Source organism: Wenxinia marina DSM 24838 (genome assembly GCF_000379485.1).
In the GTDB taxonomy this organism is placed as follows: Bacteria; Pseudomonadota; Alphaproteobacteria; order Rhodobacterales; family Rhodobacteraceae; genus Wenxinia; species Wenxinia marina.
Map to the genome: position 1 here is coordinate 79,073 of NZ_KB902278.1, position 25,177 is coordinate 104,249.

The following is a 25,177-nucleotide window of genomic DNA, read 5'->3' on the forward strand; positions in this document are numbered from 1 at the left end:
GGGTCGTTGCGGAGGCAGGAGGCGTCAAGGCTGTGAGAGGTGACCGGGCATGAGCAAGAGCTGGTCGATCGAGAGTGCCGCACTGAAGCTCGGCGACGAGCCCGGCCGACAGTCCGCGCTGGAGCGGCTGGACGTCCTCGACAGCGACCGGGAAGAGCAGTTCGACACGATCACCTCGCTCGTCCGGTCGTTCCTCGACGTGCCGGTCGCGGCGGTGACGCTGCTCGACCGGGACCGTCAGTGGTTCAAGTCGATCCAGGGCCTCGACCTGGCCGAGTCGCCGCGCAAGGTGGCGATCTGCGACCACACGATCCGCAACAGGGACTGCCTCGTCGTGAGCGACCTCTCGCGCGACGGGCGCTTCCACGACAATCCGCTCGTGACGGGCGACCCGCACTTCCGCGCGTACGCGGGCGCTCCCCTGGTCACGCCCGACGGCTACGCCGTCGGCGCCCTCTGCGCACTCGACGTGCGGCCGCGGGAGTTCACCGGAAAGCAGGTCGGCGTGCTGGCCGACTTCGCCGGCCTCGTCATGAACCAGCTGGAGCTGCGGCAGGTGGCGGACCGCGAGCCCCTGACCGGCCTCGCCACCCGTCGCGCCTTCCGCAGCGCCATCGCCTCGCTGATCGCCAGCTGCCGCCGGACGTCCGACAGCGCGGCGCTCGTCATCTTCGACCTCGATCACTTCAAGCGGATCAACGACACGTTCGGTCACCGCGCCGGCGACGCCGTGCTGGCGGAGGTCGGCCGCATCGTGGGGCGGTCGCTGCGCCGCACGGACTTCGCCGCCCGGATCGGTGGCGAGGAGTTCGCCATTCTGATGCACGGTGTCGAGGCGGAAGGCGCCGCGGCGGCCGCCGATCGCCTGCGCCTCGCCATCGCGGAGGCCGTCGCCCCGGCCTACCCGGACATCCGCTTCACCGCGAGCTTCGGCACGGCGATGCTCGCCCCGGGCACGGACACGCCCGACGACTGGACCGACGCCGCCGACCGGGCGCTCTACGAGGCCAAGGCTGGAGGTCGCAACAGGGTGGTCGTCGCCGGGGCGGGCTGACGCCGGCCGGCAGGCGCCGGATACCGGGAGGGGGCCGTCATCCCCCGGATGCCTGATCGAGACTATCGAAGGACTTGGTGAACCGCCGGGAGCGGGTTCGACCTCCGGTCCAACCACGGAAACCGGAAATCCCGAGGCGGCGTATTGCGACTTCAAGGGAGCTTGGTGGAGCCGAGGGGGATCGAACCCCTGACCTCGTCATTGCGAACGACGCGCTCTCCCAACTGAGCTACGGCCCCAAGCCCGCGCCTTCTGCATTGGCCGGCGGGCGGTGTCAAGCGTCCGCGGGCGGGGTGGTCAGGTCGCGCGGCGTCAGCCTGTGGGCGCGGCCGAAGCCGGCGTTCAGGAACGCGCGGCCGGTCGACAGGCGGATCATCGAGAAGTCGGCGAAGTCGTAGTAGAGCGCTGCCCTGCGGTGGGCGGCCATCCAGACCGGACGCAGCGCCGCCTTGTCCTCGGGCCGGGCGGTGCACGACAGGGTCAGGCGCGGGCCGGCGAGGGGATCGCCTTTCGCGGCGGCTCGCCCAGCAGCAGCGAGGCCCGCGGATCCGCAGCGAGGGCGGCGGCGTGCAGTGACAGCGCGGAGACGAGGATCAGCACGTCGGGTCCGTCCGCCAGCACCGCGACCCGGGTCACCTGTGGCGCGCCGTCCGCATCCAGCGTCCCCAGCGCACCGTGCCGCGCACCCGCGAGAGTCGCCTTGGCGGTGGCGCGGGCCGCGTCGTCGGCGGGCAGGACGGGATCGCTCATGACCCGAGACTGGAGCCGGGGCGCCCGGTGGGCAAGGCTCGTCAGAAGGTGATCCAGGTCTGGAAGGTCAGGCCGGTCCCGTGGTCGCCGGTCAGCGCCTGCGTCAGGCCGAGGCGCAGGGTGATGCCCTCGCTCCATTCGTAGGCGACCGACGGCATCACCTTGGCGTAGAAGTCCCCCGTGAGGCCGGTCCCCGCCTGCGCAGACAGGATCGAGCTCCAGCCGCCGGCGAACCGGTAGCCCCAGCTCGCCTCCACCTTGGTCTGGCGCCGGTCCGCCCGGAACGCCTGCACGATCTCGGCGTCGACCGCGAGCCAGCCGTTGTCCAGCGCGCGGCCCCAGTGAACGCCCAGCCGCCCGGACGGCTCCACCGTCGCGTCGGGCAGGATGACCGCCCCGAAGCCCAGCGACACGGCGACGGGGTCCGCGCCCTCGGCCCGCCCGAGCGGCCATCGGATGAAGGCGAAGCCCGAGCCGGCGGTCCCGGCGTCGGCGAGGTATCCGTCGAGGCCGAGGGTCAGGCGATCGGTCAGCCCGTACTCGAGGTAGATCGTCGGATCGTAGTGCACCGGCCGCACGGCGCCGTTGAACAGGGCGAAGTTGCCGCCGACCGAGACGAACACCTCCCCCTCGTCGCGCGGCCATGCCCCCGCCGTCGCGGCCCCGGCGACAAGGGCGATGCAGGCGGCGGCCATGAGGGCGCGGAGATATGTCATGGCCGCACGGTCGCGCCATACGGTTAACCGCTGGTTAATCGCCCCCGGCGGCCCGGCAGGATTGTCTTCGGTCGCGGCGTCGTGTCAGACCGGCAGGGCGTTGTCCGGAGAATCCAGATGCCCCGTCCCCTCGTCCTTCTCGGCCTCTGCCTGCTGCTCGCCGGCTGCGGGGTGCCGTTCGTGCCGTTCATCTAGTCCGCGGACGGCGTCGGCAGCTCCAGGTCGTCGGCGAACTCGATCTCGTACAGGGTCGAGACCTCCATGCCGCTGCTGACGTAGTCCTGCGTGATCCGGACCGGCCGCCCGGTCGCCGGATCGACGAGGTAGGACACCGCCAGCTCCTCGCCGAAGACATCGGTCGGGCCGACGGTGCCGGACACCAGCTCGAACGCGGTGCCGTCCCGATCCTCGGTCCCGCACTCCGCCGTCAGGACCCCCGACGCGAGGCTGGTCCGCAGCGCCGCCATCTGCGCCAGAAGGTCCTCGGCCGGGGCCTCCCACGCGACCGTCCAGCCGCCCGCATCGTCGGACTGCCAGGCGGTGCCGTCCTGGTGCACCATGGCGGGCCGCGGCACCGGCTCCAGCGTCTCGACCATGTAGTGCAGGTCGCTGATCTGCGACTGCCGGTAGACCATGCGCTGGCCCATCATCTCGGTCGTGTTCATGGCGACGTAGGGGCCGTCCGCGGTCATGTCTGCTCCCAGCAGCCCGGCCAGGCGGTCGGCGCAGGGATCGGCCGCGGCAGGCAGCGGCAGGAGGGCGAGAAGAACGAGACGGCGCATGGCGGCTCCGTTAGGCTGGGGTCGGGGCCAGCCTAGCGGCGCGGCGGCGGCGAGGGAACCGCGGCGGCGCCGGCGGGCTTGGCCCCGGGCACGTCAAGGCAAGGGAGAGGCCGACATGGAAGCGTTCTTCGAGGCACTGGGCTGGGTGGCCTTCGTTCTGCTGGTGCTGATCGGCCTCGCCGCCGGCTGGATCGCCGGCATGCTCGCCGGCCGCAACCGCCTCGCCTACCTCGCCCTCGGCGTGATTGGGGCGATCGCGGCGCCGCTGATCCTGTTCGCCCTCGGCGTCACCGCATTGGCGGCGGGCGGGGTGATCCTGATCCTGATCGTCGCGGCGGTCGGGGCGGCGCTCCTCCTGGCGCTCGGACGCGCGGTGTTCGGCCGCAGGTAGACGCGGCCGGCTTGCACGCGGGCCAGGCCCTTCCCATCTGATTTGCGAACGCAAGGGAGGACTCGGCATGAAATGTCCGGTGGATGGCGCGACGCTGGTGATGACGGACCGCAGCGGGGTCGAGATCGACTACTGCCCGGAATGCCGGGGCGTCTGGCTCGACCGCGGCGAGCTTGACAAGATCATCGAGCGCAGCGCCTCGGCCCCGCCGCCTCCCCCGGGCGCCGCGCCGCGCGAGGCGTATCGCGGCGACGACCGGTACGACGATGACCGGGGCGAGTACGGCCGGAAGCCGTATCGCAAGAAGCGCGAAGGGTTCCTGAGCGAGCTGTTCGATTTCTAGAAGACTATCGGCACCGGATCAGCGGTGTAATCCCGCCGTTCTCGATCACCCAAGCGCTCGTCCCAGAAGACGAAAAGGTGCGAACGAACATCATTCGGCGCAGGCTCGTTCCGGAGTCGCCCCTGCAGGTGACGTCATAGAGAATTGCGTCCATGCCTCGCACCGGCGTTGCATTCTCCATCAAGCAATTCTCTTCGCAGGTGTAGAACGTGTTTCCGCTGATCGGGACATCTCCCGTGCAGCCATCTCCAGGAAAGCACAGGCCATTGAAGTCCTGCGATACGGCAGGCAGAGGCATCAAGCCCAGGAAAATCGCGAGTGCGGACCGCATAGGCGGATCGTGCAAAGGTCGGACTATTGGGCCAAGCCTCTACCGCTTCCGCCGCTGCACGTTCCCGCCCCTCTGACCGGGACGCCCCGCCGTGGAGCGGCCCGAGGACTTGCGCCCCTCCTCGACCGCCCGGTCCACAGCCTGCTGACGCGCCAGCGGATCGTCCGAGACGACGAGGTCCACCGTCTCCAGCCGTTTGACCTCGTCGCGCAGGCGCGCGGCCTCCTCGAACTCCAGGTTCTCGGCGGCCTTGCGCATGTCCTGCCGCAGTCCTTCCAGTACCGCCTCGAGGTTGCCGCCGTGCATCGGCTTGTCGATCTTCGCGGTCACGCGGTTCATGTCCACGTCGCCCTGGTAGAGGCCGGCGAGGATGTCCTCGACGTTCTTCTTCACCGTCGCGGGCGTGATCCCGTGCTCCAGGTTGTAGGCCATCTGCTTCTCGCGCCGGCGGTCGGTCTCGCGCATCGCCCGCTCCATCGAGCCGGTGATCCGGTCGGCATACATGATGACCCGCCCCTCGGCGTTCCGGGCGGCCCGGCCGATCGTCTGGATCAGCGACGTCTCGGAGCGCAGGAACCCCTCCTTGTCGGCATCGAGGATCGCCACCAGCCCGCATTCGGGGATGTCGAGGCCCTCGCGCAGCAGGTTGATCCCGACCAGCACGTCGAACGCACCGAGGCGCAGGTCGCGCAGGATCTCGATCCGCTCGATCGTGTCGATGTCGGAGTGCATGTAGCGGACCTTGATCCCCTGCTCGTGCAGGTACTCCGTCAGGTCCTCGGCCATCCGCTTGGTCAGCACGGTGCAGAGCGTGCGGAAGCCCCTGGCCGCCACCTTGCGGATCTCGTCCAGCAGGTCGTCGACCTGCATCTCGACGGGACGGATCTCCACCTGCGGGTCGAGGAGGCCGGTGGGGCGGATCACCTGCTCGGCGAAGACGCCGCCGGCCTGGTCCAGCTCCCACGATTGCGGGGTGGCCGAGACGAAGACCGACTGCGGGCGCATCGCGTCCCACTCCTCGAACTTCAGCGGGCGGTTGTCCATGCAGGAGGGCAGGCGGAACCCGTGCTCGGCCAGCGTGAACTTGCGCCGGTAATCGCCCTTGTACATCGCGCCGATCTGCGGGACCGAGACGTGGCTCTCGTCAGCGAAGACGATGGCGTTGTCTGGGATGAACTCGAACAGGGTCGGCGGCGGCTCGCCCGGGGCGCGGCCGGTGAGGTAGCGGCTGTAGTTCTCGATCCCGTTGCAGGAGCCCGTCGCCTCCATCATCTCGAGGTCGAAGTTGGTCCGCTGCTCCAGCCGCTGCGCCTCCAGCAGCTTGCCCTCGGCGACCAGCTGCTCCAGCCGCTGGGTCAGCTCGGCCTTGATCTGCTTGGTCGCCTGCGCCAGCGTCGGGCGCGGGGTGACGTAGTGGCTGTTGGCGTAGACGCGGATGCGGTCGAACGCGTCCGTCTTCGCGCCGGTCAGCGGATCGAACTCGATGATCGCCTCCAGCTCCTCGCCGAAGAAGGACAGCCGCCACGCCCGGTCCTCGAGGTGCGCGGGCCAGACCTCGACGCTGTCGCCCCGCACGCGGAAACTGCCGCGGGCGAAGGCCTGGTCGTTGCGTCGGTACTGCTGCGCCACGAGGTCGGCCATCACCGCGCGCTGGTCGTAGGACTTGCCCTTGTGCAGGTCGAGCGTCATCGCGCCGTAGGTCTCGACGCTGCCGATGCCGTAGATGCAGCTGACCGAGGCGACGATGATGACGTCGTCGCGCTCGAGCAGGGCCCGGGTGGCCGAATGGCGCATCCGGTCGATCTGCTCGTTGATCTGGGATTCCTTCTCGATGTACGTGTCCGACCGCGGCACGTAGGCCTCGGGCTGGTAGTAGTCGTAGTAGCTCACGAAATACTCGACGGAATTCTCGGGGAAGAAGCCCTTGAACTCGCCGTAGAGTTGCGCCGCGAGCGTCTTGTTCGGCGCGAGGATGATCGCCGGGCGCTGCGTCTCCTCGATCACCTTCGCCATGGTGAAGGTCTTGCCGGTGCCGGTCGCGCCCAGCAGCACCTGGTTCTGCTCGCCCTGCAGGACGCCGGCCGCCAGCTCGCGGATCGCCGCGGGCTGGTCGCCCGCCGCGTTGAACTCGGTGTGCATGACGAACTTCTTGCCGCCCTCCAGCTTGTCGCGCGTCTTCACGTCCTTCGCCGGGGCGGCATAGAGGACGGGCATCGATTCGGGCGAGTTGTTGTGCATCTGGGCGGACTCCGGGGGCGGCGGCGGACCTTTCAAGATTGGCCTCCGCCGGGTCAGGATCAAGGGCGGCTGCTGTCAGCCGCCGTCAGCAGCGAGCGTCCCGTCTGGCGCATGGCAGGGTTGCGCGGCGTCGGGTGGCTGCGGGGCGACGGCTCCTGTACCCGCGGGCGTCCCCCAAAGTATCCGACGAGGTTGCCCCCGTGGTCAAAGCCGCGCTCGCCCAGTTTTCCGAACAGATCGCCGGTGGCTTCGTCCGCAACCGCCCGACCCCGCAGGTGGGGGTGGAGCTGCTGTCCGGCCTGACCGTCGCGCTGGCGCTGGTGCCCGAGGCGGTCGCCTTCGCCTTCGTCGCGGGGGTGGAGCCGCTGGTCGGCCTCTACGCCGCCTTCATCGTCGGCCTGATCACCGCCCTGTTCGGCGGCCGGCCCGGCATGATCTCGGGCGCGACCGGCGCGCTGGCCGTGGTGATGGTGAGCCTCGTCGCCCAGCACGGGGTCGAGTACCTGTTCGCGACCGTCGTCCTGATGGGCGTGTTGCAACTCATCGCGGGCGCCATGCGCTGGGGCAAGTTCATCCGCCTGGTGCCGCACCCGGTCATGCTGGGCTTCGTCAACGGCCTCGCCATCGTGATCTTCCTCGCCCAGCTCGGCCACTTCCAGGTGCCGGGATCGGGCGAGGCCGCGGGTCACGGCGTGGCGGGGGGCGACTGGCTGACCGGCACGCCGCTGTGGATCATGCTGGGGCTGACGGGTCTGACGATGCTGGTGATCCACTTCGGCCGGTACGTCACGACGGCCGTCCCCGGGCCGCTCCTCGGGATCCTGGTGACCGCGGCGATCGTGATCGGCCTCGGCCTCGACACGCCCCTCGTCGGCGACCTCGCCTCTATCGAGGGCGGCCTGCCGCCGTTCCACCTGCCGCAGGTCCCGCTGACGATGGAGACGCTGCGCATCATCCTGCCCTACGCCGTCATCCTCGCCGCGATCGGCCTGATCGAGAGCCTGCTGACCCTGAACCTGGTGGGCGAGATGACCGGCCAGCGCGGCGGCGCCAGCCGCGAATGCCTGGCGCAGGGCGCGGCCAACACGGTGACCGGGTTCTTCGGCGGCATGGGCGGCTGCGCGATGATCGGCCAGTCGATGATCAACGTCCGCTCCGGCGGGCGCACCCGGCTCGCCGGGACCGCGGCGGCGCTGTTCCTGCTCGCCTTCATCCTGTTCGCCAGCGGCCTGATCGAGCGGATCCCGCTCGCCGCGCTGGTCGGCGTGATGTTCATGGTGGTGATCGGGACCTTCGCCTGGAACTCGCTGCGGATCGTGCGGCGGATGCCGCGGATGGACGTGGCGGTGATGATCCTGGTCACGGTCGTGACCGTCGTCACCGATCTTGCGACCGCGGTCGTCGTGGGCGTCATCGTCTCGGCCCTGGCCTACGCCTGGGGCAACGCGACGCGCATTTCGGCCACGACCTACCGCACGCCCGAGGGGGCCCGCGTCTACCGCGTCGTCGGGCCGCTCTTCTTCGGCTCGTCGGACGGCTTCGCCGAGCTCTTCGACGTCGACGGCGACCCCTCGCTCGTCATCGTCGACTTCGAGGCGAGCCGCGTGGTCGACCAGTCGGCGCTGCAGGCCATCGAGGCCGTCGCGGCCCGTTACGAGGCCGCGGGCAAGGTGCTGCAGCTGCGGCATCTCAGCCGCGATTGCCACGCCCTGCTGCGCCGGGCCGGGCACCTGGTGGTGCACGAGGACGACGATCCGGATTACGGGTTGGCGGTGGATTACGGCGTGCGGACGGGCATCCTCGCGGGCGGGCACTGAGGCGGGGCGGTCCCCGGTTGCCGGACTGGTTTCGTAAGTGTGGTTGCCGTCGCTCCGATCCCGTCCGGGACGGTGCATCGCTCGCCTTTTGTATCGTCCCGTAGCCGCCGCACGATCTTCGGAGGATCGTCGGCAGACTCGCTGCCTGCGGACTTGCGTGACCGGTCGGCGCGGGCGATAAACGCGCCGCTGTCGAAGGAGACGAGAATGCGCGCCCGAATCTATCGCCCCGCCCGGACCGCGATGCAGTCGGGCACCGCCAAGACCCGCGAATGGGTGCTGGATTTCCCGGCCGCCGAGGCCCGCTCGGTCGATCCGCTGATGGGCTGGACGTCGTCCGCCGACACGCAGAGCCAGGTCCGGCTCCACTTCGACACGAAGGAAGAGGCGCTGGACTATGCCCGCGAGCACGGGATCGACGCCGTCGTGACCGAGCCGAAGAGCCGCAAGCCGAACATCCGCGCCCAGGGCTACGGCGAAAATTTCGCCACCAACCGACGCGGCGCCTGGACTCACTGACGCCACCGCGGCGCCCGCACCGTCCCGGGGCGGCGGGACCGGTTTTGTCTCGGGCATGCGAGCGCCTCGGTGATTCGCTGACCGGCGAGAGCGTACTGAGGCCATGTTGCGCACTGAGGCGGTAGCCTCGTGACGACCGATCAGGTTTCGCTGGCTGCTGCTCCCGCTACCGCGGCGCTCCCTCGGAGCCGCCAGCCGGACCGAGCGACTGGTAGCCCTACCAGTCGCCCCCCTCTTCAGCGTCGGCGCCCGACGTCGCGGTACTGCGCACGCTCAGCCGTGCGATCGCCAAGGCAGTCCTGGGTCCTTCACGCGGCGCGGCCGAGGTCCGTGCGGCCGTCGCCGGTCCGGAAGCTCGCCACGAGGCCGGACAGCTTCGCGGCTTCGGACTTGAGCGCGTGGCTGGCGCCGGTCGTGTCGACGACCATCGCGGCGTTCTGCTGCGTGGCGCGGTCGAGTTCGCCGATGCCGACGTTGATTTCGCCCAGGCCGGTGGCCTGTTCCCGCGTGCCCGAGGCGATGGTCGAGACGAGGTCGGCGATCTGGCCGACACGGTCGGCGATCGTGCGCAGGCGCTCCCCGGTCCGACCGACGAGGTCCACGCCGCGATTCACGTGATCGCGGCTCTGCCCGATCAGGCCCTCGATCTCCTTGGCGGCGTTGGACGAGCGTTGCGCCAGTGCCCGGACTTCGGAGGCGACGACGGCGAAGCCGCGGCCGGCGTCGCCGGCCCGCGCGGCCTCCACCCCGGCGTTCAGCGCCAGCAGGTTGGTCTGGAACGCGATGTCGTCGATCACCGCGATGATGCGGGAGATCTGCCCGGACGAGCGTTCGATCTCGTCCATCGCGCTGACGGCCGATTCGACGATCTCGAGGCTGGAGCCGGCTTCGCCGCGGGCATCGTCCACCGCCTGCGAGACCTCTCCCGCATTCTCGGCGGCCGAGCGGACGGAGGCGGTGAGCTCCTCGAGCGCGGCGGCGGCCTCCTCCAGCGTGGCGGCCTGGGTCTCGGTCCGCCGCGACAGCTCGTCGGTCGAGCCGGCGATGTCGTCGGCGCCCGACCGCAGCGCTTCCGTCGTGTCGACGATCGAGCGGATCACGTCCCGCAGCGTCCGGACCGTGCCGTTGTAGGCCTCGCGCAGCGCCTCGTAGGTGGCGGGGAAGGGGCTGTCGAGCGTGTGCCGGAGGTCGCCGGCGGCCAGCCGGTCGAGACCGACGCCCAGGAGATCGACGACACTCTTCTGCTCGGCCGCGGCGGCGCGGGACTGTTGTTCCAGCGCCCGGCCCTCCGCGAGGCTGCGGCGGAACCTGTCGAGGTTGCGCGCCAGGTGGCCGATCTCGTCGCCGCGCCCGTCCATTCCGACCGGTCGGTCGAGATCCCCGCCGGCGACACGGTCGACTGCACCGGCGAGGTCCGTCAGCGGGCGGCTCAGGAGGTGCCTGAGCGCCACGGCCGCGAGACCGAGCATGAGCGTCGCGACCGAGATCGAGACGATGTATGTGAAGATCTCCTTCTGAATGATCTCGGCGTGGGTGATCTCGTCCGACCATAGCAGCGCGACCGTTCCGGCCACGTCGCCGGACTCGCCGAAGCGGACCGGCAAGGCGACGACCAGTCCGCCATCGCGTGAGACGGCTTCGGAGGTTTCCGCGGCCTCCGCCGCGGCTGCGGACAGGTCCTCCGGGACGGCGCCGCGGCGGTAGAGCTCGGCCCCGTCGATGTCGAGCGCGACGATCCCCGCCAGGCGGTGGGGGAACCGCTCGAACAGGCGGGCGGCCGCGGCATCGACATCCTCCACCTTGCGGAAGCGGAGCGCCCCGCCCACGCCCGTCGCGAAGCTGCCGGTCAGTTCGCGGGCGAGGAGGGCGAGGTCGGCCTGGGCGGTCTGCCGCGCGGTGCGCGAGGCCATGATCGCCATCGCGAGGGCGACGACGAGGATGCTGACCGCGATCAGGGCCATGCATTTGACGAAGACCGACGCGGATCGACGTGCGGGTGCGGATGCTGTCATGTCGTCGCCCTCCAGTCCCTGCTCACATCAGCTTTTCGGCGTTCACGCCGACGGTCATCGCGCCGATGACCTCGTTCGTGGCAGGATCGACGACGGCGACGGATATCTGGCCCTGGTACTGGCCCGATGACTCGTCCAGCTCGACGTCGCCGAAGTGGATGGCGCCGCGGCCGGCGCCGTACGTCTCCTGCCACTTGGCCTCGTCGCCCTGCCACATGTCCGAGGTCACGCCGGTCGCGGCGACGTTGAGGCCCACCGCGTCCATCACGAACAGTTCGGTGATCGCGCCGTCCGACGCGGCGATCCGCTCCCGCAGCCAGTCGGCGAGGGCGTTGTTCACGACCGGGTCGATGGTGGGAGAGGCGCTGGCGCCGACCTCGCCCTGCCAGGCGGCGTCGAGTGCGTCGATGCGGGCCTGGTCGTAGCGCTGCGTCGTCGCATTCTGAGCCAGGATCGCCTCGACGATCGCGGGATCGGCCACCCACGATTCGATCTGCTCGTGATAGTAGCTCTGCATCGCGTCCGAGAAGTCGTCCGCTGCGGCGGCGCCCGCGAGGCACAGGGCCGCGGCGCTCAGGATGTAACGGTGTTGCGTCACGTCAGGTCTCCTCAAGGCGGCGACCCGGTGCGGGCGCCTCGAGAGAGCGGCCTACCGGAGAAAGATTGTTCGACGGTTAAGCGGGTTCCGCCCTCCCCGGGCGGCGCCCTTAGGCTTTGCGACGGCCCCGCGGCACGTGCTAAGCCGCCCCCACGCGGCCCCGTAGCTCAACTGGATAGAGCAAGGACCTTCTAAGTCCGAGGTTGAGGGTTCGAGTCCTTCCGGGGCCGCCAAAGCGCCGAATCGCCATTTGTGCGACAGCCAATCGAAGACTTTGCAGACAGAATGTCGATCTGCACTCGATCCGCTGCCGGCTCGAAGTGCCGAACCTCCTGGTGAAGACCGGCCGGCCGAAGACAGTTGCGCCTTCGCGCATTCGGCGGCTAATGATCGAAACCCTCCGAGAAAGAGCCGATCGTATGCTGGTTCACAGATTCGACGTTGCCGGCCGCGAAGGCGAGACCGTGGGCGATGTCGCCCACCGGCGGATCCGGTCGGACATCGTCCATGCCAGGCTGAAGCCGATGCAGAAGCTCAAGCTCGAGGTTCTGAAGGAGCGGTACGGCGTCAGCGTCTCGACCCTGCGGGAGATCCTCAGCAAATTGACGGTGGAGGAGCTCGTCGTGGCCGAGGGGCAGCGCGGGTTCCAGGTGGCGCCGGTGACGCAAGGGGGCCTGCGCGACATCTCGGAGCTGCGGATCCTGCTGGAGACCTTCGCCCTGCGCAAATCGCTGGCGGCCGGGGACCTCGACTGGCAGGGCAACGTCGTGTCGGCGCACTACAAGCTGGCGACGGTCGAGAAGAAGCTGATGAACGGCGATCCCGAGCAGGTGGAGCAGTGGGTGCGCCACGACTGGGGCTTTCATTATGCCACCATCTCGGCCTGCGACGCGCCGGCGCTGATGCAGGCGCATTCATCGATCTTCGACCGCCATCAGCGCTACCACATGCTGGTGCCGCACTTCCGCGGCAAGCTCGCGGCCGACGAGCACGAGCGCCTGCGCGACCTGGTGCTCGACCGCAAGGCGGACGAAGCGGTGGACCTGCTGACCTCGCACGTTCGTGCGGGGGTGGAGCATGTCCTGAGCGTCGGCACCATCCCCGCCTGATCCCACGACCGGACCGATCCGTCAGCGACCCGCGCAGCCGCGACGGGAGCGCCTGTCGTGCTGCGCGGCTGTTGGAGGTGTCCCGCGATGACCGGTCAAAAACAGAATACATGACGATTGGCGGATTGACATATGTTCCCGTCGGTGTCGAACTGGCCCCGTGCCGGCGGGAGACCGGTCCAGTTCCTTGGGAGGACAGCATGACGACTTTCACCCGGAGGGGCGCCGTCGCCGCCCTGGCCGCCACCACCGCGATCGCCCTCGCAGGCGGCGCCGCCGCGCAGGAGCGGCCGGTGCTGCGGCTTTCCTCGGTCGTGTCCGACACCGACATCCGCGCCGAGGCGTTCCAGAAGATCTCGGACGCGGTCGCCGAGCAGTTCGACCTGCAGGTCTACAACGGCGCGACGCTGGTGCCGCAGGGCTCCGAACTGACCGCGATCCAGCGCGGCAACCTCGAGATGGCGCTGGTGCCGCCGCAGGATCTGGCGAACCAGATTCCGGAATGGTCGATCCTCACCGCCGCCTACGTGCTGACGGACGTCGATCACCTGGAGGCGGTGTTCGACAGCGAGGTCGGCCAGCAGCTGGATGACCTGGCCGCCGAGGCGGGCCTGCACATCCTCGCGCCGGTCTATTTCGGCACGCGGCAGGTGAACCTCGTCGGCGACGCCGAGGTGATGACGCCCGAAGACCTGAACGGCGTGACGCTGCGGATGCCCGGCGGCGACGCCTGGCAGTTCCTCGGCGAGGCGATCGGCGCCAGCCCGACGCCGCTGGCCTATTCCGAGGTCTACACCGCGCTTCAGACCGGCGCGATCGACGGCCAGGACAACCCGCTGCCCAACGACTACAACATGAAGTTCTACGAGGTGACGGACCAGATCGTGATGACCGGCCACCTCGTCGGCTTCGACGTGCTGGCGATCGGCAACGAGGTCTGGGACGGCATGACGCCCGAGCAGCAGGAGATGCTGCAGGCGGCGGTCGACGAGGCCGTCGCCGAGAGCACCGAGCGCCACCTCGCCCGCGAGGAGGAGCTGGTGCAGTTCTTCAAGGACGAGGGCCTCAACGTCTACGAGCCCGACCGCGCCGCGTTCCAGGAATATGCGCAGCAGCGCTATCTCGAGAGCGAGTTCGCGGCGAGCTGGCCCGAGGGCATGCTCGACGCGATCAACGCGCTCGGCTCCGCGGACGCCGCGAACTGATGCGGCCCGGAGGGCGGGACGTCCCGCCCTCCGCTCCCTCGCCCCTGGTGATCCCATGCCAACGCGCCCGTCCCGCTGGTCCCTCGCCGCGCGGCACGCCGTCGACGCCGTGCCGGCCCTCCTGCTGGCCGCGATGTTCGTGGCGTTCATCGTGCAGGTCTTCATGCGCTACGTCCTCGACCGCCCGGTCGGCTGGACGGTGGAGGTCTGCGTCATCGCCTGGCTTTGGGTCATCCTCTGGGGGCAGTCCGTGTCGGCCCGCGAAGAGGACGAGATCCGGTTCGACATCGTCTACGGCACCGTCTCGCCGCGGGTGCGGCGGGCGTTCCGGCTGGTCTTCTCGGTCTTCCTCGTCGCGATCTACGCGATCTCGCTGCCGGCGGCGTGGGACTACGTCGCCTTCATGAAGATCGAGGAGACGTCGTACCTCGACATCCCCTATTCCTGGGTCTTCTCGGTCTTCATCCTGTTCACCGTCGCCTCCATCGTCCGCTACGCGCTCATCTTCTGGGGCGCGCTCCGCGGCCGGGAGGAGCCGGCGGCCACGCCCGATCCGCAGGCCGTGACGCGCAAGGACTTCTCCGAATGAGCTGGGAGTTCTCCGTCGCGGTCGCGGCCATCGTGGTCATGGCCGTCGTCGGGCTGCCGATCGGGCACGCGATGCTGGGCGCGTCGCTCCTCTACCTGCTGGTCGAGGGGCAGGACATGGGGATCGCGGCCGAGCAGCTTCTGCGCGGGCTCTACGGCTCGTACGTGCTGCTCGCGATCCCGCTCTTCATCTTCGCGGCCGACCTGATGAACGTGGGCTCGCTGTCGGACCGGTTACTGGATTTCTGCCGCGCCCTTGTGGGCCGGTTTCGCGGCGGGCTCGGCCACGTCAACGTCGTTTCGTCGCTGATCTTCTCGGGCATGTCCGGCTCGGCCATCGCGGACGCGGTGGGGATGGGGCGGATCATCATCAACCTGATGACCAAGGACGGGAAGTATCCGGCCGCCTATGCCGGCGCGATCACCGCGGCCTCTGCGATCATCGGGCCGATCATCCCGCCCTCGATCCCGATGGTCCTCTACGCGCTGGTCTCGGACACCTCGATCGGCTTCCTGTTCCTCGGCGGCGTCGGACCGGGGCTGATCCTCGGCGTGCTGCTCATGGTCGTGAACGCGGCGATGGCGCGGCGCTACGGCTTTCCGGTGGAGGAGCCGACGCCGCTGCGCGACCTGCCGCGGGTGACGCTGCGCGCGGTGCCGGCGCTGCTGATGCCCGTGATCCTGCTCGTCGGCATCTACGGCGGCGTCACCACGCCGACCGAGGCGGCGGCGCTGGCCGCGCTCTACGCCTTCCTCGTCTCGACCGTCTTCTACCGCTCGGTCAGCCTCCGGCAGGCCTACGAGACGGTCCGGCAGAGCGCGAAGTCCACGGCGAGCGTCGGCATCCTCATCGCCGGCGCGCTGGTCTTCAACTACGTCGTCACGGTCGAGCAGGTGCCGAACTCGATCCGCGCCGCGATGGCGGGCTACGACCTCGGCCCGGTCGGCTTCCTGCTGCTGGTCAACGCGATGCTGCTGGTGCTCGGCTGCCTGCTCGAGGCGAACGCGATCCTCCTCGTCATCGTGCCGATCCTGATCCCGACGGCCGTGTCCCTCGGGATCGACCCGGTGCATTTCGGAGTCGTCGTCGTCGTGAACACCATGATCGGGCTGGCGACGCCGCCCTACGGCCTCTTGCTGTTCGTGGTCAGCGGGATCACCCGCACGCCGATCGGCCAGACGATCCGCCACCTTCTGCCCTTTCTCGCGATCATGATCGTGGGCCTGGGCCTCATCACCTTCGTGCCGGGCACGGTGCTGTGGCTGCCGCGGCTCTACGGCTACGGCAACTGAACGGGAGACGGACATGAGCGACAGTGCGACCATGGCAGGCAGGGCGAGGCCCGTCGTCCTGGTCATCAACGGCCCCAACCTCAACATGCTGGGCACCCGCCAGCCGGAGGTCTACGGCCACGACACCCTCGACGATGTCGAGCGCCTGTGCCGCGAGACGGCCGCGCCGCTGGGGGTCGAGATCGACTTCCGCCAGAGCAACTCGGAATCCGAGATCATCGGCTGGATCCAGTCCGCCCGTACCGGGGCGGATGCGATCCTCATCAACCCGGCCGGCTTCACCTCCACCTCCATCGCGATCCTCGACGCGCTGCTGACCTTCGAGGGCCCGATCTTCGAATGCCACATCTCGCCCCTGTTCCGGCGCGAGGAGTTCCGCCACCTGTCCTACGTCTCGAAGGCCGCGACGGCGAAGATCGAGGGCTTCGGCATCAGCGGCTACGGTTTTGCCGTCGCGCGGATCGCGCAGCTGCTGAAGCAGGCCGCCTGAGGCGATGGACGGCGTGCCGGTCCTCCGCCTCGGCCTCGTCGGCGACAACATCGCCGCGTCGCAGTCGCCGCGCCTGCACCGGCTGGCCGGCCGGCAGAACGGGCGGACCGTGATCTACGACCGGCTGATCCCCAAGGAGCTGGGTCAGAGCTGGGACGCGATCCTCGACCACTGCGCGGCGTCGGGCTACCGCGGCGTGAACATCACCTATCCCTACAAGGAGACGGTCGCGCGGCACGTGACGATCGGGGACCCGCTGGTGGCGCGGATCGGCGCGGTCAACACGGTCCTCTTCGACGGCGCGGCGCGGCGCGGCTTCAACACCGACTACAGCGGCTTCGTCGCCGCCTATCGCAAGGTGCGCGGTGCGGCGCCGCCGGGCCGGGTGCTGATGATCGGGGCGGGCGGCGTGGGGCGGGCGGTCGGCTTCGGGCTGGCGGCGCTGGGGGCCGAGGAAATCCGCGTCGCCGACCGCGACGCGGGCAAGGCCGACGCCCTCTGCCGCGACCTCGCAGCGGCGCGGGAGGGGCTGAATACGGTGCCGGTGGAGAGCGCGGAGGCCGGCGCAGTCGGCGCGGACGGCCTCATCAACTGCACGCCGGTCGGGATGGTGGGCTATGGCGGAATCCCCCTGCCGGCCGCGCACATGCCCGGTGCCGCCTGGGCGTTCGACGCGGTCTACACGCCGGCCGAGACCGAGTTCCTGCTCGCCGCGCGCCGGGCGGGCCTCGACGTGATCCCGGGCTACGAGCTGTTCGTCTGGCAGGGCGTCGATGCCTGGCGCCTGTTCACCGGCCTGCCGCTGGACGTGGACCGGCTGCGCGCCGACCTCGCGGCCGGCGACGGCGGGGAGGCGTGAGATGAGGACCTCCATCGCCACCGTCTCGATCTCGGGCACCCTGACCGAGAAGCTCGCCGCCATCGCCGCCGCCGGCTTCGACGGGGTCGAGATATTCGAGCAGGACTTCATCGCCCATGACGGCGGCCCCCGCGAGGTCGGCCGCATGGTCCGCGACCACGGCCTGACGATCGAGCTGTTCCAGCCGTTCCGCGACTTTGAGGGCCTGCCCGATCCCGACCGCTCCCGCGCCCTGAACCGCGCCCGTCACAAGTTCGACCTGATGGCCGAGCTGGGCTGCGCCCGCATCCTCGTCTGCTCCTCTGTCCACCCCCGCGCGCTCGGCGGGATCGACCGGATGGCCGCCGACTTCCACGCGCTGGGCGAGGTGGCGCGGCCCTACGGCATCGAGGTCGGGTTCGAGGCGCTGGCCTGGGGTCGCTACGTGAACGACCATCGCGACGCCTGGGAGGTGGTGCGCCGGGCGGACCATCCGAACGTCGGCGTGGTCCTCGACAGCTTCCACACGCTGGCGCGCCGGCTGGACCCCGACACGATCCGCCGCATTCCGGGCGACCGGATCACCTTCGTCCAGCTGGCCGACGCGCCGGCGATCGAGATGGATCTCCTCTACTGGTCGCGCCACTTCCGCAACATGCCGGGGGAGGGCGACCTCGACGTCGCCGGCTTCATGCGGGCGGTGGCGGCGACGGGCTATGACGGGCCGGTCAGCCTCGAGATCTTCAACGACCAGTTCCGTGGCGGCAACGCCCGCCGCATCGCCCGGGACGGCCACCGCTCGCTCCTCAACCTGATGGACCGCGTCGCGCGCGACGAACCCGGCCTGCCCGCGCCGCAGGTGCCGCCGCCGGCCTCGGTGCGCGGTGTCGAGTTCATCGAATTCGCCGCCCGAGGCGACGAGGCGGACGCGCTGGGGCGGCTCCTGCGGACCATGGGCTTCGCCGCCGCCGGCCGGCACCGCAGCAAGGACGTCCACCTGTGGCGGCAGGGCGCGATCAACGTCGTCGTCAATCGCGAGACGCGCGGCTTCGCCGACACGTTCTGGGTCGGCCACGGCACCGGGGTCTGCGACGTCGGCCTGCGCGTCGCCGACGCTGCCGCCACCGTCGCCCGGGCCCGGGCGCTCGATGCCGAGGTGTTCCAGCAGGAGGTCGGCCCCGGAGAGCTGCAGATCCCCGCCATCCGCAGCGTCGGCGGCTCGGTCATGCACTTCCTCGACGAGTCCTCCGGCCTCGCGCATGTCTGGGAGACGGAGTTCGGCCGCCCCGCGGGCGAGGCCCCCGCCGGCGCGGGTCTGACCCGGGTGGACCACGTCGCCGAGACGATGGCCTACGACGAGATGCTGAGCTGGTCGCTGTTCTACGGCGCGATCTTCGATACCGCGAAGTCGCCGATGGTGGACGTCATCGACCCCGACGGCCTCGTCCGAAGCCAGGCGATCCGGACGCCCGACCGCGCGTTCCGGCTGACGCTGAACGGGGCCGAGACCCACCGCACCCTCGCCGGCCACTTCCTCGCAGACAGCTTCGGCTCGTCCGTGCAGCACGTCGCCTTCGCGACCGGCGACATCCTCGCCACCGCGGCGGCGATGGCGGATGCCGGCTTCGCGCCGCTGCCGATGCCGGACAACTACTACGCCGACCTCGCCGCCCGCTTCGACCTGGCGCCCGAGCGGCTGGAGCAGTTGCGCCGCCACCACGTCCTCTACGACGAGGACGAGACCGGCGCCTTCCTGCAATTCTACTCCCGCCCCTTCGCCGAGGGCCTGTTCTTCGAAGTAGTCGAGCGCCGAGGCGCCTACGACGGCTACGGCGCCGCCAACGCCGCCTTCCGCATCGCCGCCCAGAAGCGGCTGATGCCGCCCAAGGGGATGCCGGGGCGGTAGTCGCCGAACCTGTCCAATGGTCGGTTTGAAACCTGATCCGTCGCGGATGACGAGCCGCTGATGCCGGCGTTCACGGTGCGCCAGGCGATGACCGACGTGGGCATCGTTGATTGAAGAGCGCCACGAACGATCCGCGGTTCCAGCAGGTGAACTCGAAGCCATCGGAGCACCAGCGGATGTTGGAGCGCATCGGACAACCCTCAACACGCGCTTGACCACCTTCAAATAAATCCGTAGTTCCAGAACTATGGATTTAATCGTGGATCGCTTGGCAGCCCTCGCCCACCCGCAGCGTCTTGCGCTGTTCCGCCTGCTCGTGCGGCGTTATCCCGACCAGGTGCCGGCCGGTGAGCTGGTGCAGGTGCTGCAGGCGCCGCCGAACACGGTCTCTTCCTACCTCTCCACCCTCCGTCATGCCGGCCTGATCACACAGACCCGGGCGGGACGGTCGCTGCTCTACCGCGTCGACATGGCGCAGGCCGGGGCGCTGATGGCCTATCTCGCCGCCGACTGCTGCCGCGGCCGGCCGGAACTCTGCTCGCCATTCTCCGCAACCTCGACAGGAGCACCGGACGTGTCGTCCCCGGCCTACAACGTGTTGTTCATCTGCACCGGCAATTCCGCACGCTCGATCTTCGGCGAAGCGATCCTGCGCGATCTGGGGGAGGGGCGGTTCAACGCCTACTCCGCCGGCACGCGCCCGTCGTCCGAGCTGAACCCCTTCGCGCTCCATGTGCTGGAGGCGAACGGGCACGACACGTCGAACCTGCGCGCGAAGACCATCGAGGAGTTCCGGACCGGGGATGCGCCCCGGTTCGACTTCGTCTTCACCGTCTGCGACACGGCCGCGAACGAGGAGTGCCCCGCCTGGCCGGGCCAACCGATCACCGCGCACTGGGGGCAGCCCGATCCGGTGAAGGCGACAGGCACCGATCCGGAAAAGGCGCTGGCCTTCCGCCGGACCTATGCGGCCCTGCGCAAGCGGATCGAGGCCTTCGCCTCCCTGAGCATCGAGGCGCTCGACCGGCTGTCGCTTCAGCACGCGGTCGACGATCTCGCGGCCAAAAAGGAGCCGGCATGACCACCTTCGCCCTGAATGGCCTCGGCCGCATCGGCAAGCTCGCCCTCCGGCCCCTGCTCGAGAGCGGAGCGCGGATCGCCTGGCTGAACGACGCGGTGCCGGGGGCGGAGATGCACGCGCACCTGATGGAGTTCGACAGCGTCCACGGTCGCTGGAACGCCGACATCGGGCATGACGGCGAGGCGCTGGTCATCGACGGCACCCGCCTGCCGCTGCACGCGGAGCGCCGCCTCGAGGATCTGCCGCTGGACGGCGTCGACGTGGTCATCGACTGCACCGGCGCCTTCAAGAGCGAAGCGAAGCTCTCGCCCTACTTCGCCGCCGGCGTGAGGAAGGTCGTGGTCAGCGCGCCGGTCAAGGACGGGCCGACGGCGAACATCGTCTACGGCGTGAATCACGCCACCTACGACCCCGCCGCGCACCGCATCGTCACCGCGGCCAGCTGCACGACGAACTGCCTCGCCCCGGTGGTGAAGGTCATCCACGAAGGCCTGGGCATCCGCCACGGCTCCATCACCACGATCCATGACGTGACGAACACGCAGGTGATCGTCGACCGTCCGGCGAAGGACCTGCGCCGCGCCCGGTCGGCGCTGAACTCGCTGATCCCGACCACCACCGGCTCGGCCACGGCGATCACCCTGATCTATCCGGAGCTGACCGGACGGCTGAACGGCCACGCCGTCCGGGTGCCGCTGCTCAACGCCTCGCTCACCGACTGCGTGTTCGAGGTCGAGCGCGCGACGAGCGCCCTGGAGGTGAACGGCCTCCTGCGCGCCGCGGCGGAGGGGCCGCTGGCGGGCATCCTCGGCTACGAGACGCGCCCTCTGGTCTCGGCCGACTACGTCAACGACACGCGCAGCTCGGTCATCGACGCGGCGTCGACGATGGTGGTGAACGGGACGCAGGTGAAGATCTACGCCTGGTACGACAACGAGATGGGCTACGCCCACCGGCTGGTCGACGTGGCGCGGATGGTCGGGTCGTCGCTGTGAGTCGTCCCGAGGGACTGAGCGCCTACATCGCGGTCACGGCCGCATACTGGGCGTTCATGCTCACCGACGGCGCGCTGCGGATGCTGGTGCTGCTGCACTTCCACACGCTCGGCTTCTCGCCGGTGCAGCTGGCCTACCTGTTCCTGCTCTACGAGATCGCGGGGATCGTGACCAACCTCTCGGCCGGCTGGATCGCGGCCCGGTTCGGATTGACGTCGACGCTCTATGCCGGACTGACGATCCAGATCGCCGCGCTCCTCGCGCTCGCGCAGCTCGACCCGGGCTGGAGCCTCTGGGCCTCGGTCGCCTACGTGATGGCGGTGCAGGGCGCGTCGGGCGTGGCCAAGGACCTGTCGAAGATGAGCGCCAAGAGCGCGGTGAAGGTGCTGGCCCCGTCCGGGGAGGGGGCGCTGTTCCGCTGGGTGGCCGCGCTGACGGGGTCGAAGAACGCGGTGAAGGGCCTCGGCTTCCTGCTGGGGGCCGCGCTGCTGGCGGGCGCGGGGTTCGTGCCGGCCGTGATGGGGATGGCGGCGGTGCTGGCCGTGATCCTGCTGGCCGTGGCGCTGCGGATGCCGGCGGGCCTGCCGCGCGGACGCAAGGGCGCGAAGTTCGCCGAAGTCTTCTCGAAGGATTGCAACATCAACTGGTTGTCCGGGGCGCGGCTGTTCCTCTTCGGGGCGCGCGACGTCTGGTTCGTCGTCGGCATCCCGATCTACTTCTACGCCGTGCTGTCGGACGGGACCGAGGCGGGCAACCGCGCGGCCTTCTTCATGATCGGCAGTTTCATGGCGGTCTGGACGATCCTCTATGGCGGCGTGCAGGCCTCGGCGCCGCGGCTTCTGCGCGCCGCGCGCCGCCCCGAGGCCGAGCTTGTCCACGCGGCGCGCCGCTGGGCCGGCCTGCTCTTCGGCATCCCTGCGGCGCTGGCGGCGCTGGCGGTCGTCGCCGGCGATCCGGCGCCGTGGCTGACGCTCACGCTGGTGGCGGGGCTGCTCGCCTTCGGGGCGGTCTTCGCGGTGAACTCGTCGCTCCACTCCTACCTGATCCTCGCCTTCTCGTCGTCGGAGCGGGTCACGATGGACGTCGGTTTCTACTACATGGCGAACGCCGCCGGCCGGCTCCTCGGCACGCTGCTCTCCGGACTCACCTTCCAGATCGGCGGCCTGCCGCTCTGCCTCGGCACGGCGGCGCTGCTCGTCGGGCTGAGCTGGCTGGCCGCGGGCAGGCTCGCTCCGCCTGCGCGTCAGGACGCCACCGCGTGAGCGCCTTCGAAAGCGATCGCCCTGGCGATGCGGCCGCCGTTGCGCCGTTGAGCGCAACCTCAGGCTGATCTGGAGGCCCCTATACTTTTAGCCAAGTTGTTTGGAGCGCGCTGCGGCCGTATCTCTTCTTCCGGTGGGGGCGACCTGACAACGAGGGTTGCCCAAGATGACGAACAAGATGCTTTTCGACGGCCGCGGCAACCTCGTGGCTCATGTCGACAACGATACGCTCTACACGCCCGACGGCGCTCCGCTCGGTCTGCACCTGCCGCATTTCGGCATCTTCGTGGACTTCGACGGCAGCTACCTTGGGGAGGTCGTGCAGGGCAACAGGCTGATGCGGCGGCGCAATTCCCCGCACGCCCTGTCGCGGTTCAGCGCCCGTGGCGCGGCGCGCCTCAGGAGGCCGATCCACGGCACGGCGCGGCATTGCCCGCTTCCGGCGACGCCCCTGTACGAGGAGGTGGCCGCCGACAGGCTGGTGCCCAAGGGCGCGCGCATCGCGGCCTGACGAACACCCGGGGGGGTGGTGTCGGGGCCGGAGCGGGGGGTCTGTCTGACCGCTCCGGCCCAGAAGAACGGGACCGGCGGGCCGGGCGAACGCGGACGAAGCGGCCGAGGCTCAGCCGCGGCGGCGGGCGTGCTGGATCAGGCCGTCGTGCTGATGCGGCTCGGCCTCGGTGGTGTAGAGCTGCGCGATCATGACGCTGCGCAGCGCGTCGGCGAAGTCGGGGTCGGTCTCGAGGAACATCGCGAAGGCGTCCTCGACGATGTCGACGAGGTCGCCGAACCGCATCGGGTCGCGTTCCAGGAGCGCGGCCACGACCATGTGGAACCGGCGGATCCGCGTCTGCGGATCGTTCACGGGCCTGCGGGTCGCGAGCCGCCGGGCCACGGCGAGCAGCCGCTCGTCCGGGTGGCGGTGTCGGTGAAGCGATATGATCATGTCGTCCTGGCCTCCGTTGCGAAACGGCGTTCTGACGTCGTTTTGCAGTCAGCCAACCCCTCAATCGTGTCGCAAAAGTGTCCCGGGGCAGGCGGCCGGGTGGCCATCTCGAGATTCGGGTCGATTTGTCCCGAACTGCGCGGCTTTCGACGCCTCACCGCAGCCAGAACAGCCGGACGACGGCATAGAAGACCGGCGCGGCGAAGATGACGCTGTCGAGCTGGTCGACGAATCCGCCCTGCCCGGGAATCAGGTGCGAGAAGTCCCGCACCCCCCGGTCGGCCTTGATCGCGGACATGACGAGGTTGCCGCAGGTCCCGGCGGCGAAGGACAGGGCCGCCATCGCCATTGACCCTGCCGGCCCGAAGGGCACGATCCAAGAGATGACCAGCCCGATCAGCGCCGAGGCGAGCAGTCCGGCGCCGAATCCCGCCCACGTGCGGGGCGAGATCTCGGCCGCGATGCGCCGGCGCCCGATGCGGCGGCCGACGTAGTAGTCGGCAAGGTCGCCCAGTTGCACCGTCAGCACGAGGAAGGCGACCATCAGCACCGACCGGTCCGCCCAGCCGGGCGCCGTCAGCATCGTCGGCGCGGCCAGGTGGCTGACGCAGAAGATGCAGATCATCAGCGCCCACTGCGTCTCGGCGATGCGGACGAGGAAGCGTTTCGGCCGGCCCCGCAGGGCCGAGACCACCGGCAGGAACAGGAAGGCGAGGACGGGGATGAAGATCGCGTGCAGCCCCTCCCACCGCAGCCAGACCAGCAGGTACTGCAGCGGCAGGACGACGTAGAAGGCGAGGGCGAGCGACAGGTGGTCGGCGGGATCCTTGGTCGTCAGCGTCAGGAACTCGCGCAGCGCCGCGAACGAGGCGAAGGCGGTCAGCAGGACGATCCCGGTCCGACCGGACAGCAGCGCCAGCGAGATCAGCGCGACCATGACCCACCACGACCGGATCCGGGTCATGTAGGTCTCCAGCACCGGGCTCTCGGCCGACCCGGTGCGGACGCGCGCGATCTCGCCCACGATGGTCAGCACCACGAGGAGTGCGGTCACGCCGAGCGCGAGGAGCGCGATGTCGGCGGCGGTCGGGTTCATGCCTCGGGCGCCTTCGGGGCAAGGGCGACGAGCTCGGCGGCGGCGCGGGACAGGAAGGCGTCCTTGGTCTCGCCCGCGGCGACGCGGAGGGGTGCGCCGAAGCTGACGGTGCAGATCAGGGGCAGGGGGATCACCTCGCCCTTGGGCATGATGGCGTTGAGGTTGGCGACCCAGGTCGGCACCAGGTCGACGTCCGGCCGCGCCCGGCCGAGGTGGTAGAGGCCGGACCGGAACGGCAGCAGCGGGGCGTCTGTCATGTTGCGGTTCCCCTCGGGGAACAGGATCAGCGAGAACCCTTCGTCCAGCGCCTCGATCATCTTCTGCACCGGATCCTCGGTCCGCGCCTCGGGCCGGCGGTCGATCAGCACCGCATTGAACACGTCGCGCCCGGCGAAGGCGCGCAGCCGGCTCTTCAGCCAGTAGTCGGCCGCGGCCACCGGCCGGGTCCGCCGGCGCAGGGCCGAGGGCAGCACCGACCAGATCATCGGCATGTCCCCGTTCGAGACGTGGTTGGCGTAGTAGACGCGCTGCCGCGGCACCGGCTCGATCCCGATCCACTCGGCCCGGGCGGCGGTGACGAAGCGCGCGAAGAGCCGGATCGCGGTGCCGGCGAATTCGGCGGCGAGGGCGTGGGGCAGGGCGAGGCCGGGGCGCATGGGACGGAGACTGGCCCGGCCGCGGTGGCTTGGAAAGGGGCCGCATGCGCGGGGCCGCCGGGCAGGAGCCAGCGATTCCCGGCGCTTCGGCGGAATCGGACGCTTCCGAACCGCCGCGCCTGCCCCTATAGTCCCCCGCAACAAGCAGGACCAACCTGCGC

The 25,177-nt window shown here is 69.9% G+C and carries 26 protein-coding genes, 2 tRNA genes and 1 pseudogene; 17 read left to right on the top strand and 12 right to left on the bottom strand.

Features of this window, described 5'->3' with window-relative positions:
- The first annotated feature begins 49 nt into the window (after window positions 1–49).
- A complete protein-coding gene (locus A37W_RS0103850; RefSeq protein WP_018301705.1) occupies window positions 50–1,054 on the top strand; it encodes a GGDEF domain-containing protein in 1,005 nt (334 codons plus the stop codon).
- Window positions 1,055–1,217: 163 nt separating this feature from the next.
- Here the strand turns inward: A37W_RS0103850 and A37W_RS0103855 are convergent.
- The 5 genes from A37W_RS0103855 to A37W_RS0103875 all read right to left on the bottom strand — a co-directional run bounded on the left by A37W_RS0103855 (window position 1,218) and on the right by A37W_RS0103875 (window position 3,302).
- A tRNA-Ala gene (locus tag A37W_RS0103855) sits at window positions 1,218–1,293 on the bottom strand.
- A 35-nt stretch (window positions 1,294–1,328) separates the two neighbouring features.
- Window positions 1,329–1,481 carry a hypothetical protein gene (locus A37W_RS24625; RefSeq protein ID WP_018301706.1) on the bottom strand — a complete coding sequence of 51 codons (153 nt, stop codon included), beginning with the start codon at window positions 1,479–1,481 and terminating at the stop codon, window positions 1,329–1,331.
- A 53-nt stretch (window positions 1,482–1,534) separates the two neighbouring features.
- Window positions 1,535–1,804 carry a pyridoxamine 5'-phosphate oxidase family protein gene (locus A37W_RS24630; protein WP_308419886.1) on the bottom strand — a complete coding sequence of 90 codons (270 nt, stop codon included), beginning with the start codon at window positions 1,802–1,804 and terminating at the stop codon, window positions 1,535–1,537.
- A gap of 41 nt (window positions 1,805–1,845) precedes the next feature.
- On the bottom strand, window positions 1,846–2,520 hold the full coding sequence (locus A37W_RS0103865; protein WP_018301707.1) for a hypothetical protein: 675 nt from the start codon (window positions 2,518–2,520) through the stop codon (window positions 1,846–1,848).
- 191 nt (window positions 2,521–2,711) lie between these two features.
- On the bottom strand, window positions 2,712–3,302 hold the full coding sequence (locus A37W_RS0103875; RefSeq protein WP_018301709.1) for a hypothetical protein: 591 nt from the start codon (window positions 3,300–3,302) through the stop codon (window positions 2,712–2,714).
- 115 nt (window positions 3,303–3,417) lie between these two features.
- Between A37W_RS0103875 and A37W_RS0103880 the strand changes: the two genes are divergently transcribed.
- Both A37W_RS0103880 and A37W_RS0103885 read left to right on the top strand, forming a co-directional pair.
- Window positions 3,418–3,693: a hypothetical protein gene (locus A37W_RS0103880; RefSeq protein WP_018301710.1), complete on the top strand. Its 276-nt coding sequence runs from the start codon at window positions 3,418–3,420 to the stop codon at window positions 3,691–3,693.
- A gap of 67 nt (window positions 3,694–3,760) precedes the next feature.
- Window positions 3,761–4,036 carry a TFIIB-type zinc ribbon-containing protein gene (locus A37W_RS0103885; protein WP_018301711.1) on the top strand — a complete coding sequence of 92 codons (276 nt, stop codon included), beginning with the start codon at window positions 3,761–3,763 and terminating at the stop codon, window positions 4,034–4,036.
- Between the two features lie 370 nt (window positions 4,037–4,406).
- Here A37W_RS0103885 and uvrB read toward each other — a convergent pair whose 3' ends face one another.
- Window positions 4,407–6,605 carry an excinuclease ABC subunit UvrB gene (uvrB, locus tag A37W_RS0103890; RefSeq protein WP_018301712.1) on the bottom strand — a complete coding sequence of 733 codons (2,199 nt, stop codon included), beginning with the start codon at window positions 6,603–6,605 and terminating at the stop codon, window positions 4,407–4,409.
- 236 nt (window positions 6,606–6,841) lie between these two features.
- Here uvrB and A37W_RS0103895 point away from each other — a divergent pair, with 236 nt between their 5' ends.
- Both A37W_RS0103895 and A37W_RS0103900 read left to right on the top strand, forming a co-directional pair.
- Entirely contained in the window at window positions 6,842–8,422 is a 1,581-nt protein-coding gene (locus A37W_RS0103895) for a SulP family inorganic anion transporter (protein WP_229666028.1), read from the top strand.
- 207 nt (window positions 8,423–8,629) lie between these two features.
- Window positions 8,630–8,941: an ETC complex I subunit gene (locus A37W_RS0103900; protein ID WP_018301714.1), complete on the top strand. Its 312-nt coding sequence runs from the start codon at window positions 8,630–8,632 to the stop codon at window positions 8,939–8,941.
- Between the two features lie 308 nt (window positions 8,942–9,249).
- Here A37W_RS0103900 and A37W_RS24210 read toward each other — a convergent pair whose 3' ends face one another.
- Entirely contained in the window at window positions 9,250–10,902 is a 1,653-nt protein-coding gene (locus tag A37W_RS24210; RefSeq protein WP_018301715.1) for a methyl-accepting chemotaxis protein, read from the bottom strand.
- Window positions 10,903–10,975: 73 nt separating this feature from the next.
- Window positions 10,976–11,551: a hypothetical protein gene (locus tag A37W_RS0103910; protein WP_018301716.1), complete on the bottom strand. Its 576-nt coding sequence runs from the start codon at window positions 11,549–11,551 to the stop codon at window positions 10,976–10,978.
- Window positions 11,552–11,707: 156 nt separating this feature from the next.
- On the opposite strand from A37W_RS0103910, the gene A37W_RS0103915 reads away from it, so the two are divergent.
- The 8 genes from A37W_RS0103915 (at window position 11,708) to A37W_RS0103950 (ending at window position 18,980) form a co-directional block, all read left to right on the top strand.
- Window positions 11,708–11,784: transfer RNA gene (locus A37W_RS0103915), tRNA-Arg, on the top strand.
- Between the two features lie 186 nt (window positions 11,785–11,970).
- The gene (locus tag A37W_RS0103920; protein WP_018301717.1) at window positions 11,971–12,660 is read left to right on the top strand and encodes a GntR family transcriptional regulator; all 690 of its coding nucleotides are present in this window, start codon (window positions 11,971–11,973) and stop codon (window positions 12,658–12,660) included.
- A gap of 200 nt (window positions 12,661–12,860) precedes the next feature.
- Window positions 12,861–13,865 carry a TRAP transporter substrate-binding protein DctP gene (dctP, locus tag A37W_RS0103925; RefSeq protein WP_018301718.1) on the top strand — a complete coding sequence of 335 codons (1,005 nt, stop codon included), beginning with the start codon at window positions 12,861–12,863 and terminating at the stop codon, window positions 13,863–13,865.
- A gap of 55 nt (window positions 13,866–13,920) precedes the next feature.
- Complete coding sequence (locus A37W_RS0103930) at window positions 13,921–14,454, top strand: TRAP transporter small permease (RefSeq protein ID WP_018301719.1); 534 nt, start codon at window positions 13,921–13,923, stop codon at window positions 14,452–14,454.
- Window positions 14,451–15,746, top strand: coding sequence for a TRAP transporter large permease (locus A37W_RS0103935; RefSeq protein WP_018301720.1), 1,296 nt, complete (start codon window positions 14,451–14,453; stop codon window positions 15,744–15,746). Before A37W_RS0103930 ends, A37W_RS0103935 begins: the two co-directional genes overlap by 4 nt.
- Window positions 15,747–15,759: 13 nt before the next feature.
- The gene (locus A37W_RS0103940) at window positions 15,760–16,236 is read left to right on the top strand and encodes a type II 3-dehydroquinate dehydratase (RefSeq protein ID WP_018301721.1); all 477 of its coding nucleotides are present in this window, start codon (window positions 15,760–15,762) and stop codon (window positions 16,234–16,236) included.
- A 4-nt stretch (window positions 16,237–16,240) separates the two neighbouring features.
- Window positions 16,241–17,095 (top strand): shikimate dehydrogenase family protein, encoded by an 855-nt coding sequence (locus A37W_RS0103945; RefSeq protein WP_018301722.1) that lies wholly within the window; start codon window positions 16,241–16,243, stop codon window positions 17,093–17,095.
- A gap of 1 nt (window position 17,096) precedes the next feature.
- Complete coding sequence (locus A37W_RS0103950) at window positions 17,097–18,980, top strand: bifunctional sugar phosphate isomerase/epimerase/4-hydroxyphenylpyruvate dioxygenase family protein (protein ID WP_018301723.1); 1,884 nt, start codon at window positions 17,097–17,099, stop codon at window positions 18,978–18,980.
- Here A37W_RS0103950 and A37W_RS23650 read toward each other — a convergent pair.
- A pseudogene (locus A37W_RS23650) lies at window positions 18,974–19,170 on the bottom strand (IS3 family transposase); the annotation flags it as partial. The gene A37W_RS0103950 and the pseudogene A37W_RS23650 sit on opposite strands and share 7 nt — an antisense overlap.
- Before the next feature lie 57 nt (window positions 19,171–19,227).
- Here A37W_RS23650 and A37W_RS0103955 point away from each other — a divergent pair.
- The 4 genes from A37W_RS0103955 to A37W_RS20920 all read left to right on the top strand — a co-directional run bounded on the left by A37W_RS0103955 (window position 19,228) and on the right by A37W_RS20920 (window position 22,829).
- Window positions 19,228–20,061 (top strand): arsenate reductase/protein-tyrosine-phosphatase family protein, encoded by an 834-nt coding sequence (locus A37W_RS0103955; RefSeq protein WP_026198279.1) that lies wholly within the window; start codon window positions 19,228–19,230, stop codon window positions 20,059–20,061.
- Window positions 20,058–21,056, top strand: a complete 999-nt coding sequence (locus A37W_RS0103960; RefSeq protein WP_018301725.1) for an ArsJ-associated glyceraldehyde-3-phosphate dehydrogenase — start codon at window positions 20,058–20,060, stop codon at window positions 21,054–21,056. Before A37W_RS0103955 ends, A37W_RS0103960 begins: the two co-directional genes overlap by 4 nt.
- Window positions 21,053–22,318 (top strand): organoarsenical effux MFS transporter ArsJ, encoded by a 1,266-nt coding sequence (arsJ, locus tag A37W_RS0103965; protein WP_018301726.1) that lies wholly within the window; start codon window positions 21,053–21,055, stop codon window positions 22,316–22,318. Before A37W_RS0103960 ends, arsJ begins: the two co-directional genes overlap by 4 nt.
- A gap of 166 nt (window positions 22,319–22,484) precedes the next feature.
- Entirely contained in the window at window positions 22,485–22,829 is a 345-nt protein-coding gene (locus A37W_RS20920; protein WP_018301727.1) for a hypothetical protein, read from the top strand.
- A 111-nt stretch (window positions 22,830–22,940) separates the two neighbouring features.
- On the opposite strand, the gene A37W_RS0103975 is transcribed toward A37W_RS20920, so the two are convergent.
- The 3 genes from A37W_RS0103975 to A37W_RS0103985 form a co-directional block, all read right to left on the bottom strand.
- On the bottom strand, window positions 22,941–23,264 hold the full coding sequence (locus tag A37W_RS0103975) for a hypothetical protein (RefSeq protein WP_018301728.1): 324 nt from the start codon (window positions 23,262–23,264) through the stop codon (window positions 22,941–22,943).
- 154 nt (window positions 23,265–23,418) lie between these two features.
- On the bottom strand, window positions 23,419–24,360 hold the full coding sequence (locus A37W_RS0103980; protein WP_018301729.1) for a phosphatidate cytidylyltransferase: 942 nt from the start codon (window positions 24,358–24,360) through the stop codon (window positions 23,419–23,421).
- Window positions 24,357–25,016: a lysophospholipid acyltransferase family protein gene (locus A37W_RS0103985; protein ID WP_018301730.1), complete on the bottom strand. Its 660-nt coding sequence runs from the start codon at window positions 25,014–25,016 to the stop codon at window positions 24,357–24,359. Before A37W_RS0103985 ends, A37W_RS0103980 begins: the two co-directional genes overlap by 4 nt.
- Between the last annotated feature and the right edge of the window lie 161 nt (window positions 25,017–25,177).

What these genes read in the sequence shown, in the direction of transcription:
- A37W_RS0103945 (WP_018301722.1), top strand. Translation starts at nt 16,241, where the DNA reads ATGGACGGCGTGCCGGTCCTCCGCCTCGGCCTCGTCGGCGACAACATC.
- A37W_RS0103885 (WP_018301711.1), top strand. Translation starts at nt 3,761, where the DNA reads ATGAAATGTCCGGTGGATGGCGCGACGCTGGTGATGACGGACCGCAGC.
- A37W_RS0103880 (WP_018301710.1), top strand. Translation starts at nt 3,418, where the DNA reads ATGGAAGCGTTCTTCGAGGCACTGGGCTGGGTGGCCTTCGTTCTGCTG.
- A37W_RS20920 (WP_018301727.1), top strand. Translation starts at nt 22,485, where the DNA reads ATGACGAACAAGATGCTTTTCGACGGCCGCGGCAACCTCGTGGCTCAT.
- A37W_RS0103980 (WP_018301729.1), bottom strand. Translation starts at nt 24,360, where the DNA reads ATGAACCCGACCGCCGCCGACATCGCGCTCCTCGCGCTCGGCGTGACC.
- uvrB (WP_018301712.1), bottom strand. Translation starts at nt 6,605, where the DNA reads ATGCACAACAACTCGCCCGAATCGATGCCCGTCCTCTATGCCGCCCCG.
- A37W_RS0103900 (WP_018301714.1), top strand. Translation starts at nt 8,630, where the DNA reads ATGCGCGCCCGAATCTATCGCCCCGCCCGGACCGCGATGCAGTCGGGC.
- A37W_RS0103985 (WP_018301730.1), bottom strand. Translation starts at nt 25,016, where the DNA reads ATGCGCCCCGGCCTCGCCCTGCCCCACGCCCTCGCCGCCGAATTCGCC.
- A37W_RS0103955 (WP_026198279.1), top strand. Translation starts at nt 19,228, where the DNA reads ATGGATTTAATCGTGGATCGCTTGGCAGCCCTCGCCCACCCGCAGCGT.
- A37W_RS0103930 (WP_018301719.1), top strand. Translation starts at nt 13,921, where the DNA reads ATGCCAACGCGCCCGTCCCGCTGGTCCCTCGCCGCGCGGCACGCCGTC.
- A37W_RS0103920 (WP_018301717.1), top strand. Translation starts at nt 11,971, where the DNA reads ATGCTGGTTCACAGATTCGACGTTGCCGGCCGCGAAGGCGAGACCGTG.
- A37W_RS0103935 (WP_018301720.1), top strand. Translation starts at nt 14,451, where the DNA reads ATGAGCTGGGAGTTCTCCGTCGCGGTCGCGGCCATCGTGGTCATGGCC.
- A37W_RS0103865 (WP_018301707.1), bottom strand. Translation starts at nt 2,520, where the DNA reads ATGACATATCTCCGCGCCCTCATGGCCGCCGCCTGCATCGCCCTTGTC.
- A37W_RS24630 (WP_308419886.1), bottom strand. Translation starts at nt 1,804, where the DNA reads ATGAGCGATCCCGTCCTGCCCGCCGACGACGCGGCCCGCGCCACCGCC.
- A37W_RS0103960 (WP_018301725.1), top strand. Translation starts at nt 20,058, where the DNA reads ATGACCACCTTCGCCCTGAATGGCCTCGGCCGCATCGGCAAGCTCGCC.
- A37W_RS0103950 (WP_018301723.1), top strand. Translation starts at nt 17,097, where the DNA reads ATGAGGACCTCCATCGCCACCGTCTCGATCTCGGGCACCCTGACCGAG.
- A37W_RS0103940 (WP_018301721.1), top strand. Translation starts at nt 15,760, where the DNA reads ATGAGCGACAGTGCGACCATGGCAGGCAGGGCGAGGCCCGTCGTCCTG.
- A37W_RS0103975 (WP_018301728.1), bottom strand. Translation starts at nt 23,264, where the DNA reads ATGATCATATCGCTTCACCGACACCGCCACCCGGACGAGCGGCTGCTC.
- A37W_RS24210 (WP_018301715.1), bottom strand. Translation starts at nt 10,902, where the DNA reads ATGGCCCTGATCGCGGTCAGCATCCTCGTCGTCGCCCTCGCGATGGCG.
- dctP (WP_018301718.1), top strand. Translation starts at nt 12,861, where the DNA reads ATGACGACTTTCACCCGGAGGGGCGCCGTCGCCGCCCTGGCCGCCACC.
- A37W_RS24625 (WP_018301706.1), bottom strand. Translation starts at nt 1,481, where the DNA reads ATGGCCGCCCACCGCAGGGCAGCGCTCTACTACGACTTCGCCGACTTC.
- A37W_RS0103850 (WP_018301705.1), top strand. Translation starts at nt 50, where the DNA reads ATGAGCAAGAGCTGGTCGATCGAGAGTGCCGCACTGAAGCTCGGCGAC.
- A37W_RS0103875 (WP_018301709.1), bottom strand. Translation starts at nt 3,302, where the DNA reads ATGCGCCGTCTCGTTCTTCTCGCCCTCCTGCCGCTGCCTGCCGCGGCC.